Here is an 11,078-nt window from a genome sequence, read left to right as displayed (position 1 = left end):
AGAGCGACACCAGCGCGTCCTGCATGACGAGCCCGGCGAACGCGCCGCGCACGGCGCGCCAATCCTTCTCGCGCCAGCCCAGCGCGGGCCGCCCGTCGATCTCGAAGCGCTCGGCGCCGACCTGCGCGCCCGCGCCGGCCAGCCCGATCAGGCTGCGCGCGGTCAGGCTCTTGCCCGAGCCCGATTCGCCCACCAGCGCGACGCATTCGCCAGCGCGGATCGTCAGATCCACGCCGCGCACGAGCGGCCCGGCGCCAGCCGCGTGCGCGAAGCCGATCGACAGGCCCCGCACGTCCACCAGCACGCGCCCGGCCTCGGGCCCGTTGCCTGACATGCCTGAAAAATTCGATCGCGCGTTCATCGCGTACGCCCTCCATGACGGCGCGACAGATCCTTGCCGATCACGGTGAACGCCATCACCGTCAGCGTGATCGCCGCGCCGGGGAACACGCTCGGCCACCACGCGACGCGCAGCACGTCGCGCCCTTCGGCCAGCATCACGCCCCATTCGGGCGTGGGCGGTTGCGGCCCGAGGCCGAGGAAACTGAGGCCGGACACGGCCAGGATCGCGCTGCCGATGTCGATGGTCGCAATCACGGGGATCGCGCTCAGCACGTTCGGCAGCAGATGCCGGACAAACACCCGCGTGCGCGAATAGCCGTAGGCCGGCGCGTGCGTGACGTAATCGGCGCGGCGCACGCCGAGCGTCTGCGCGCGCAGCACGCGGCCGAACTTCGGAATCCCGGCGATGCCGACCGCCACCGCGATATTGACGATCCCCTGCCCGGCGAACGACACCACGAACAGCGACAGCAGGATCGGCGGAAACGCGGACAGCACGTCGAACACGCGCGACGCGCCCTCGTCGAGCGCGCGCGGCCCGAGCCCGGCGGTCAGGCCCACCGCCAGCCCGATCAGCAGGCTCACGCCCATGCTGGCCAGGCCGATCACGAGCGAATAACGCGCGCCGTAGATCACGCGCGAAAGCACGTCGCGGCCGATCCGGTCGGTGCCGAACGCGTGTTCCGCGCCGGGCGGCTGCAACGCGTGCGCCACGTCGCTGACGAGCGGGTCGTAGCGCGTGAACGCATGCGGAAACGCCAGCGCCACCGCCAGCAGCGCGAGAAACGCGGCCGACAGCAGCACCGACAGCGGCCAGCGCCACGGCCGGCGGGCCGAACGCACGGCGGGGCCGACGGGGGCCGCGTCGGGCGCGGCCGGGGACAAGGCGGACAGATCGCTCATGACTTGCGCAGCCTCGGATCGATGAACAGATAGGCGACGTCGAGCAGCGTCGAGATCGCGACATGGACAAACGCGGCCAGCAGCACGACGGCCAGCACCACCGGCACGTCCTGCGAGGTGACCGCGTCGAGCGTGATGCTGCCGAGGCCAGGCCGGCCGAACATCTTCTCGGTGATCACCGCGCCGCCGAGCAGGCCGCCGATCAGCCAGCCGCCGAGCGTCACCACCGGCAGCAGCGCGTGCCGCAGCAGGTGCCGCGCGCGCAGCCCGAACGCCGACACGCCGCGCGCCCGGATGGTGATCACGAACGGCCGCTCGTACGCCGCATCGAGCGCCTCGCGCATGACCTGCGACAGCACCCCGGCCGTCGGCAACGCGAGCGTGATGGCGGGCAGCACCAGCGAGCGCCAGCCGCCGCCGCCCGACACCGGGAACCAGCGGAAATGGAACGAGAACGCGATCAGCAGCAGCATGCCGAGCCAGAACACCGGCATCGACGTGAAGCCCAGCTCGACGACCGACGCCGAGCGCCGCAGCCACTCGCCGCGCCGATCCTGCGCGCCGGCCGTCACGGTGGCCGCGACGAGCGCGAGCGCCAGCGCCAGCAGCCCGGCCGAGCCGGCCAGTTGCACGGTCGGCCACAGCTGGCTGACCAGCACCGCCGCCACCGGCTGCTGCATCACGAACGAGGTGCCGAGGTCGCCGTGCGCGAGCCGCAGCAGGAACTGCCCGTACTGGTATGGCAGGCTGTGGTTCAGCCCCCACTGCGCGGCGATCGCGTCGCGCAGGCCCGGATAGGTCAGGTCGCCGGCGAGGATGTCCTCGATGCGGCCCGGCAGCGCGTGAATCGTCACGAACGCGGCGCTGGCCGCCAGCCACAGCACCAGCAGCCCGGTGCCGAAGCGGGTTGCGATCTGGCGCAGCATGATCAGGATCCCTTGCGGTCGAGCCAGAGCTCGTAGGCGCTGTTCGGCCCGTCGAGTTCCGGCTCGAAGCCGACGCCGTGCACCGTCGATTTCGCCGCGATGTGATAGGCCGGCGCGAACAGCGGCACGATATAGCCCTGATCCACGGCGCGATGCTGGATGTCGGCCAGCAGCTTGCGACGCTCGTCGCCTACCGGCAGTTGCCGCGCGCGGTTGATCGCGCCGGTGATCACCGGGTCGGATTTCGGAATCGCGTTGTACAGGAAACCGTGATCGCCGAGCATGTCCCACAGCTCCATCGCCACGTCCGACGGGTTGTCGGTGTTCGGGTAGATGTACCAGACGCCGCTCGCCTTCTGGTTCGCGAAATCGCCGGCCGTGGTGATGTGCAGCTTCAGGTCGAAGCCGAGGTTCTGGCGCAGCGCCGACTGGATCGCGCGGATCAGCACGTCGCGGCTGTCGCGCACGTAGGGCTGCGGATAGCCGACCTCGATCGTCAGGCGCTTGCCGTCCTTGGTGCGGAAGCCTTCGGCGTCGCGCGCGGTCCAGCCCGCGGCGTCGAGCAGCGCGTTCGCGCCCTTCACGTCGTTGCCCCAGGTGCCCTTCAGCGCGGCGTTGGTGTCGGGGTTGTCGGGGCCGATGTTCGACCAGGCGCGGCGCACCGTGCCCAGATAGACGCTCTTCACGATCGCGTCGAGATCGAAGCCGTCGCGCAGCGCGCGGCGCACGCGCACGTCGTCGGCCGGCGCGATCGTGTAGTTGACGTTCAGCGTGAACGAGGTGGTGGCCGACGGCCCCGTGTAGTAGCCGAAGCCGTCCACGCCGTCGAACACCGGCGCATCGGTGGGCTGCACGCCCTCGATCATGTCGACCTGGCCGGAGCTGAGCGCGCCGGTGCGCACCGCCGCCTCGGGCAGGAAGCGGTACACCACGCGGTCGAGATAGGCCGGCCCTTGATGCTGCGCGCGCCCCGACGCCCATTGGTAATCGGGGTTGCGCGTGAAGGTGGCCGACTGGCCGCGCTGATACGCGCTGAACACGAACGGGCCGGTGCCCACCAGCGCGGGGCCGCCGCCGCACAGGTCGGCGGCCGATTCGAGCGCCTTCGGCGAGATGAAGCCGAGCTTCACGCTCGACAGCGATTCGAGCGTGGTGGAATCGGGCTGCTTCATGACGAGCTTGACCACGCTCGGCGACACCACTTCCGCATGATCGAAGTGCACCAGCAGCGACGACGAGGCCGAGGTGGTGGCCACGTTGGCGAGGATGTAGTCGAAGTTGGCCTTCACCGCGTTCGCGTCGAACGGCGTGCCGTCGGTGAAGTGCACGTCGTCGCGCAGGTTGAACGTGTAGACCTTGCCGTCGTCCGACACGCTCCACGATTTCGCGAGCCACGGCGCGTAGCTGCCGTCGGCGCGCTTGTCGATCAGCGAATCGATGACGTTGCGGATCACCCAGAACGCGTTCTGTTGCGACGAACGGTGCGGGTCGAAGCAGGCCGGCTCGGTGGTCACGCCCCAGGTCAGCGTGCCGCCCGATTGCGGCTTGAGCGCCGCTTTCGAAGCTGCGGCGTCGGCGGAGGCCGCGCCCCCGCCGGCCGGCTCCGATTTGCCGCAGCCGGCCAGCGAGAACGCGGCCGATGCAGCCAGAGCGGTAAGGAAAACGGCCCGCGACGCATGCGCGGGCCGTCCGGTCGATCGTGATGTGAAGCGATTCATGCAGCGTTATCCCCGAATAGAACGAGACAGCCTAATTTCGACTGCCTGCGCGGGACAACGAAGCATTGCTGCTAACGATATAGGGGGCGCCGCTTCGAACCATCGCAGCGATGGCGCGAAGCGGCGCGAGCCGATCAGTCTTCCACGTCGGCCAGGCTGAAGATGCCGGTCTGGTCGTTGTACGAGAACACCTCGCCGTAGCGGCCCCAGGCGATCACCGCGTCGAGCGTTTCCTCGGCGGTTTCGTCGGGCAGGAAATCGCCCAGCTCCTGTTCGAAGCGCACGCGCGGCGCGCGATGGCCGGGGCGCTCGTTGAGCACCGTGCGAATGCGCGCGGCCAGCGGCACGTGGCGCAGCAGGTGCTCGGCGAACAGCGTCTTGCGCTCCTGCGTGCCGTAATCGGCGAAGATGCGGCCGGCCTGCGTCAGTTGCACGTCGCCGTCGCGCACGTCGGCGAACGCCAGGTGCTGCAGCACCTCGGCGATCGGGAACAGATCGTCGATATGCAGGTGCAGCGAACGCGCGATTTCCGGCATGTCGGCGCGGCCGTTGTACGGCGCGGCGGCCACCGTCTCGATCAGCCCGGCCATCAGGTTGGTCGACACGTGCGGCAGCCAGCTGCCCAGTTGCCATTCGTCGCGCGCGGTTTCGCCCAGGTTGCGGGTGGTCATCTTCGCGTAGATGTCGTCCACCAGCTTGCGGAACGCCGGATCGAGCCGGTTGCGCGGGTGCTTGAACGGCACCTGGATTTCGGCCACCACGCGGCCCGGGTTCGACGACAGCACCAGGATGCGGTCGCACATGAACACCGCTTCCTCGATGTTGTGCGTGACGATCAGCACCGATTTGATCGGCATGCGGCCCTGCGTCCACAGGTCGAGCAAGTCGGTGCGCAGCGTTTCGGCGGTCAGCACGTCGAGCGCCGAGAACGGCTCGTCCATCAGCAGCAGCGTCGGGTCCACCACCAGCGCGCGGGCGAAGCCCACGCGCTGACGCATGCCGCCCGACAGCTCGCGCGGGTAGGCGTTCTCGAAGCCGTCCAGGCCGATCAGATCGATCGCCGCGAGCGAACGGCGGCGGCGTTCGTCGGCATCCACGCCGAGCGCTTCCAGGCCGGCTTCCACGTTCTGCAGCACGGTCAGCCAGGGGAACAGCGCGAAGGTCTGGAACACCATCGCGCAGCCCTGCGCCGGGCCGCGCAGCGGCTTGCCCATGTAGTTGACGTCGCCGCTGCTCGGCTCGATCAGGCCGGCGATGATGCGCAGCAGCGTGGATTTGCCGGAGCCCGAGCGGCCCAGCAGGCCGACGATCTCGCCCTCGCGCAGCGACAGGTTCACGCCGTCGAGCACGAGCTGCTCGCCCTGCGACTTGTCGAAGCCGCGGCGCACGTTGTCGATGCGCAGCACCTCGGCGCCGTGCGCCGGCGCGGTGTTCGTGGCGTTGGCCGCTGCCGTGCGGTCGGTGGTCAGGATGTCCGTATTCATGATGAGGTCTCCTTGTTAGTCGAGGCGGAGTTTGGACTCGGCATACGCATACAGCGGGCGCCAGAGGATGCGGTTGAACAGCGTCACGAACAGCGACATCACGACGATGCCCAGGATGATCTTCGGGAAATCGCCGGCCGCCGTGGTTTGCGCGATATACGCGCCGAGGCCGTGCGCGGCGAGCTTGGTGTCGCCCCACTGCACGTATTCGGACACGATGCTGGCGTTCCACGCGCCGCCCGAGGCCGTGATCGCGCCCGTGATGTAGTACGGGAAGATGCCGGGCAGCATCGCGCCGCGCCACCATTGCCAGCCGCGAATCCGGAAGTTCTTCGCCACTTCCTTGTAGTCGTTCGGATAGGCGGTGGTGCCCGCGATCACGTTGAACAGGATGTACCACTGCGTGCCGAGCACGATCAGCGGCGACAGCCAGACATCGACGTTCAGATGAAAGCGCACGATGAAGATCACGAAGATCGGGAACAGCAGGTTGGCCGGGAACGCGGCCAGGAACTGCGCGAGCGGCTGGATCTTCTCGGCCAGCGCCGGGCGCAGGCCGATCAGCACGCCGAGCGGCACCCAGATCACCGACGAGATCGCGATCAGCAGCACCACGCGCAGCAGCGTGATCAGCCCGAGCCCGAACACGTGGCCGACCTCGTCGAGCGTGACGCCGGTGCGCATGTAGGCCACCACACGCACCACCGCGTACAGCGCCAGCGCGCCCATCACCGTGGCGAACACGATGTCGCCGGCCAGCGTGGCCTTGCGCGTGGCGGACGGCGCGGCGGCCTGGCGGCGCGGCAGCAGTTGCAGACGCATGCGGGCGGTGGCGGCCAGCATCGAGCCGGCCGGCGCGAGCATCTGATGGATCAGCCGCGTGCGGCGCACCATGTCGAGCAGCCAGGATTGCGGCGCGTCGCCCGAGGCGGTGTTCTCCATGCGGAACTTGTCGGCCCAGGCCACCAGCGGACGGAACAGCAACTGGTCGTAGGCGAGGATCACCACCGTCATGGTCAGGATCACCCAGCCCACCGCGCCGAGGCTCTTGGCCGCGATCGCCTGCGAGAGGTACGCACCGATGCCCGGCAGCGTGATGGTGCTGTCGCCCACCGTGATCGCTTCCGAGGCGACCACGAAGAACCAGCCGCCCGACATCGACATCATCATGTTCCAGATCAGGCCCGGCACCGCGAACGGCACTTCGAGCTTCCAGAAGCGCTGCCAGCCGGTGAGCTGGAAGCTGCGCGACACTTCCGACAGATCGCGCGGCACCGAGCGCATCGACTGATAGAAGCTGAACGTCATGTTCCAGGCCTGGCTCGTGAAGATCGCGAAGATCGCCGCGAGCTCCGCCCCGATCACGCGCCCCGGGAACAGCGCCAGGAAGAACGTGACCGTAAACGAGATGTAGCCGAGCACGGGCACCGATTGCAGGATGTCGAGGATCGGCACCAGCACCTTCTCGGCGCGCCGGCTTTTCGCGGCCAGCGTGCCGTAGGTCAGCGTGAACACGAGCGAGGCGAACATCGCCGCGAGCATGCGCAGCGTGGTGCGCATCGCGTATTCGGGCAGATGCGAGGGATCGAGCGAGATGGCTTCGGTTTTCAGCGTCGAGATCGGCGCAAGCGTCTGATGAAAGCCGATCGCGGCCATCGCCAGCATGCCGATGATGAGCGGGAAAGCGAGCAGGTCCCAGCGGTTGGGCAGCACGCGGGACACGGACGGGTTGGCCGTCAGGTTGATGCCGAGTTTCAGATTCATCGATATGACCTCATCGAAGTCGATGCGGATGCGCAGCAAGTAAGGAAAACGAAACAAAAGCGCAGGGCTCTCGCCAGCCGGGCGTGCCGAGGCACGGGCGTGGAGACGGCGCGCATCGTACGGCTGCCGAATGACAGCCATGCGATCAGCGAACCGGTCGGACCGGGGCGCACGAAGGCCACGCCGCATGCGGATCGGCGCTGACGCGCGAACGCATGACGACACGGCGCCTCATGGCGCGGGAACAGGATGCACGGGGAGGTAAAGCGACGCGCACCGTCTGCCTGTTGGCAGGACGGCGGCTAGGATGGGAAGCGCGGACGTCCTGCCGTTCAGGCAGCGAATCTGATCGAGGTTCGACTACTACACGAGTCCAAGGCTTTTGCCCCAAATTTGAAGACCTGCGGATTCTAGGCGGCCTGCAAAACATAAGTCAACATCATTTTCGACAAAGTCTCGAATGCCGTGGAATCGGCCTGTGGCGTGCCTTTCGAGGCTTACGGAAAACGGTGCGCGAATCGTCACGAATCGTCACGTTCAACCGAACGAGCCGCGCCCGGGGCGGTGAGAAACCGGCCCGGGCGCGGGTGGCGAGCAGCGGATTCGGCGCCGGGGCGCCGCGTGCCTCAATGCTCGTGATGCTCGCCGCCGCCGTGCGGCTGCTCGTGAGCTTGCGGGTGCGGCTGCTCATGCTGCTGAGGCTGCGGCCGCGGTTGCTCGTGCTGCTGTTGAGGCTGCGGACGCTGTTGCTCGCGTTGCTGCATTTGCTGTTCGTGCTGCTGTGCTTGCTGTTGCTCGCGTTGCTGTGCTTGCTGCTCGCGCTGATGCGCTTGCTGTTGCTCGCGTTGCTGCATCTGCTGCTCGCGCTGCTGCGCTTGCTGTTGCTCGTGTTGCTGTGCCTGCTGTTCGCGCTGTTGCGCTTGCTGTTGCTCGTGTTGCTGTACCTGCTGTTCGCGCTGTTGCTGCTGCTCCGTGCGCGGCGCCTCGCCGGCCGGACGCGCGTGCTCCTGCGGCTGGCCATGCTGCATCTGCCCCATCTGCCCTCCGAAGTTCGGCTGCGGCCCATGCGGCTGGCCTTGCCCCGGATGCCCCGGCTCGCCGTTGCCGTGCTGCTGCGTCTCGAAGCCCGGCCGGCCTTCCGCGTGCGGATTGCCGCCTTGCTGCGGCGCCGGACGCGCACCCTCGCGCGTATCGCCCTGCGTGAAATGCGGCATCGTCATCGCGCCCGGGTTCGCGGGCGGCGGGCCCGGCGGCCGGTGCGCGTTGCCCGGCGCCTGGCCCGGCAGTTGCCCCGGATTCGGGCGGCCTTCGTTGTGGTTGTCGATGCGCGTGGTGTTGTTCACCACGTTGTTGTTCACGACGTTGCGCGTCGTGTCGTAGTGGTTGTTGATCGTCGTGTTGTTGATGCGGTTGATGACCGTGGTCGACCGCGACACGTACGTGTTGTTGTTGTAGACCACCGCCGGACGATGCCAGCCGCCGCCGTTGCCGTTGCCGCCACTACCGCCATTGCCCGGGCCGTCGCCGCGATAGCCGCCGCCGGGCCCGCGATCGCCGCCCCAGTTCATGCCCCAGGCGTGCCAGCCCCAGTCGTGGTGATGGCTGATCGCATCGCCCACCAGGATACCCACGCCGAAGGTCAGCACGCCGGCCGTCACCACCTCGCCCGTCGAATACTCGGGGCGGTGATAGACGTAGCCCGGATAGACCGGCACCGGCTGCCCGTACACCACGTTCGGATCGTAGGTCGGCACGTACACCACGTCCGGCTGCGCCGGCGCGATCACGATGGTTTGCGGCGGCGGCGGAATCACGGCCGGGCCGGCGTACACCGGCGGCTCGCCGGCCTCGCCCTGATAATCGGGCGGCGGCGCCTGACGCGCCGTGCTCGACACGGCCAGTTGCTTCGACGATTTCAGGTTGCCCGACTGCTGCGCGCGCTGACGCATCACCTGGATCGCGTTCATCACGTCGGTCGGATCGTTGACGTAGGCCTCGCCGAGCGCCGTGGTCCACTGGATGTTGCCGGCCATCTGATTCAGCACGGCCGGGAACGCGGTGAGCGACTTGACGCTGACGTCCCACGGCTGCTGGTTCGCCGCGTTCTGCAGCGCCGCGCCCTTCAGCGACGGGTTCTGCGCGAGCCACTGGTTGGCCGCGGTGATCTGGTCGGGATAGGTTGCGCCCGCAAGCACCTGGGCCACCAGCTTGTCGGGGAACAGCGCGATCGGCGCGACCATCTGTTCGAGCTGCGCGGCGGTGGGCGGCGTGTACGTGCTGGCGGCCGAGGCCGGTTGCGCGGCGGACGCCGCCGACGCGTCGGACGCGGCCTGCGTGGTGTCGGTGGAGTTGCCCTTGTTGCACCCGGCCAGCGCCATCAGGCTGACGATCAGCGTCGACGCCACGACGGTGCCGAGAATGTTCGATGTTGCTTTCATATCCCCTTCTTGTTGTCTGGTGGCACACACCCAGATTAACGGACGAGGAGACGCTTCGGCCTACCGACAATCTGTTACTTGTATGACGTTGTGTAGTTGAAAGGCGGGAACGAACGTCGCGCATGGCATGCGAACATTTTGTCGCACTGCATCATGTCGCTATATCTCCTAGAATACGCCGCTTTCCTTGGTTTCCTTGACGCTGCCGCCGTGTCGTCCGCCTCGACACGCCACGCCGCGCCCCGATGCAATCGATGTCTTCCCCGCCCCTCCCCCGCGTGCGCCGTGCCGGCCAGCCGTGTGCCGTGCTCGGCCTGTGCGCCGCGAGCCTCGCGGCAGCCGCGCTGCTCGCGCTCTGCGCCGGCCGCTTTCCACTCACGCCGTTGCAGGTTGCGCAGGCGCTGCATGTTGCAGCGCACCCGGCGATTTCCGCCGCGACGCTCGCGCAATGGCAGGCGATCGTCGTCGACGAGCGGCTGCCGCGCCTGCTTGCCGCCGCGCTGGCCGGCGCCGCGCTCGCCACCAGCGGCGCGAGCTATCAGGCCGTGTTCCGCAACGCGCTGGTGTCGCCGGGCTGGCTCGGCGTGCTGAGCGGCGCCGCGTTCGGGGCAGCGCTCGGCATCGTGACGAGCGGCGCCGTGCCGAACGTCTGGTGGATCGAGGCCTGCGCGTTCGGGGCCGGCTGCGCCGCGATGCTGCTCGGCGTGGCGGTGGCCTGGCTGCTCGGCGGCGGCGGCACGCTGGCGCTGCTGCTCGGCGGGCTGGTCAGCAACGCGCTGTTCTCGGCGCTGCTGGCAATGGTCAAGTACGTGGCCGATCCGCTCGATCAACTGCCCGCGATCGTCTACTGGCTGCTCGGCAGCCTGGCCCAGGTCGGCTGGCCCGATCTCGGCCGCCTCGGGCCACCACTCGCCGCCGGCGTGCTGCTGCTGTGCGCGGCCGCGCCGCTGCTCGACGCGCTCTCGCAAAGCGACGACGAAGCGCTGAGCCTCGGCGTGCCGGTGCACCGGATCCGGCTCGCGGTGATCGGCGTGGCCACGCTCTCGGCGGCGCTGACCGTCTCGCTCGGCGGCATGATCGGCTGGGTCGGGCTGCTGGTGCCGCATCTGGCGCGCGCCGTGGCCGGCGCCTCGAACCGCGCCGTGGTGCCGGCCTGCGCGCTGCTCGGCGCGACCGTGCTGGTGGTGGCCGATACGCTCGCGCGCAGCCTCGTGGCCTCCGAAATCCCGCTCGGCGTGATCACCGAAATCGCGGGCGCGCTCGCGTTCGGCTTCGTGCTGGTGCGCCAACGCGGCAGGTTGCTGCGATGAGCGCGCCCACCGCACTGCCCCGGCACGCCGCCACGCTCGCCTGCGAAGGCCTGGGCTTCCGGCGCGGCGCGGCGACCGTGCTCGACGGCGTCGATCTGCATCTGCGCGGCGGCGAGCTGGTCGCGCTGCTCGGTGTGAACGGCGCGGGCAAGAGCACGCTGCTGCGCCTGCTGTTCGGCGCGGCGCGCCCGGC

At 68.8% G+C, this 11,078-nt stretch carries 9 protein-coding genes; 2 read left to right on the top strand and 7 right to left on the bottom strand.

The features are described 5' to 3' along the window. From G3N92_RS35370 to G3N92_RS24940, 7 genes are all read right to left on the bottom strand, one after another. On the bottom strand, positions 1-334 hold a 334-nt coding region (locus G3N92_RS35370; protein ID WP_206130271.1), incomplete at its 3' end, for an ATP-binding cassette domain-containing protein. Between the two features lie 23 nt (positions 335-357). Continuing rightward, a complete protein-coding gene (locus G3N92_RS24965) occupies positions 358-1,245 on the bottom strand; it encodes an ABC transporter permease (protein ID WP_206130270.1) in 888 nt (295 codons plus the stop codon). Further along, positions 1,242-2,171, bottom strand: a complete 930-nt coding sequence (locus G3N92_RS24960) for an ABC transporter permease (protein WP_206130269.1) — start codon at positions 2,169-2,171, stop codon at positions 1,242-1,244. Before G3N92_RS24960 ends, G3N92_RS24965 begins: the two co-directional genes overlap by 4 nt. A 2-nt stretch (positions 2,172-2,173) precedes the next feature. Next, a complete protein-coding gene (locus G3N92_RS24955; protein ID WP_206130268.1) occupies positions 2,174-3,889 on the bottom strand; it encodes an ABC transporter substrate-binding protein in 1,716 nt (571 codons plus the stop codon). 134 nt (positions 3,890-4,023) lie between these two features. Continuing rightward, on the bottom strand, positions 4,024-5,358 hold the full coding sequence (locus G3N92_RS24950; protein ID WP_241015007.1) for a nitrate/sulfonate/bicarbonate ABC transporter ATP-binding protein: 1,335 nt from the start codon (positions 5,356-5,358) through the stop codon (positions 4,024-4,026). A 30-nt stretch (positions 5,359-5,388) separates the two neighbouring features. Beyond that, positions 5,389-7,137, bottom strand: coding sequence for an ABC transporter permease subunit (locus G3N92_RS24945; protein ID WP_206130266.1), 1,749 nt, complete (start codon positions 7,135-7,137; stop codon positions 5,389-5,391). A gap of 626 nt (positions 7,138-7,763) precedes the next feature. Continuing rightward, positions 7,764-9,575 carry a DUF3300 domain-containing protein gene (locus G3N92_RS24940; RefSeq protein ID WP_206130265.1) on the bottom strand — a complete coding sequence of 604 codons (1,812 nt, stop codon included), beginning with the start codon at positions 9,573-9,575 and terminating at the stop codon, positions 7,764-7,766. A gap of 254 nt (positions 9,576-9,829) precedes the next feature. Between G3N92_RS24940 and G3N92_RS24935 the strand changes: the two genes are divergently transcribed. Together G3N92_RS24935 and G3N92_RS35365 are read left to right on the top strand one after the other, a co-directional pair. Next, positions 9,830-10,885, top strand: a complete 1,056-nt coding sequence (locus G3N92_RS24935; RefSeq protein ID WP_206130264.1) for an iron ABC transporter permease — start codon at positions 9,830-9,832, stop codon at positions 10,883-10,885. Next, positions 10,882-11,078: ATP-binding cassette domain-containing protein (locus tag G3N92_RS35365; RefSeq protein WP_206130263.1), on the top strand; the 197-nt coding region annotated here is incomplete at its 3' end. The genes G3N92_RS24935 and G3N92_RS35365, both read left to right, overlap by 4 nt.

It is taken from the genome of Burkholderia sp. Ac-20379 (genome assembly GCF_017104645.1).
Taxonomy (GTDB): Bacteria; Pseudomonadota; Gammaproteobacteria; order Burkholderiales; family Burkholderiaceae; genus Burkholderia.
Note: the sequence above shows the minus strand (reverse complement) of the source record. Positions and strands in the feature narration are given on the sequence as shown.

Bases quoted from the DNA above. Each gene is read 5' to 3' on its own strand.
- G3N92_RS24965 (WP_206130270.1), bottom strand. From the start codon at position 1,245: ATGAGCGATCTGTCCGCCTTGTCCCCGGCCGCGCCCGACGCGGCCCCC.
- G3N92_RS24960 (WP_206130269.1), bottom strand. From the start codon at position 2,171: ATGCTGCGCCAGATCGCAACCCGCTTCGGCACCGGGCTGCTGGTGCTG.
- G3N92_RS24955 (WP_206130268.1), bottom strand. From the start codon at position 3,889: ATGAATCGCTTCACATCACGATCGACCGGACGGCCCGCGCATGCGTCG.
- G3N92_RS24945 (WP_206130266.1), bottom strand. From the start codon at position 7,137: ATGAATCTGAAACTCGGCATCAACCTGACGGCCAACCCGTCCGTGTCC.
- G3N92_RS24940 (WP_206130265.1), bottom strand. From the start codon at position 9,575: ATGAAAGCAACATCGAACATTCTCGGCACCGTCGTGGCGTCGACGCTG.
- G3N92_RS24935 (WP_206130264.1), top strand. From the start codon at position 9,830: ATGTCTTCCCCGCCCCTCCCCCGCGTGCGCCGTGCCGGCCAGCCGTGT.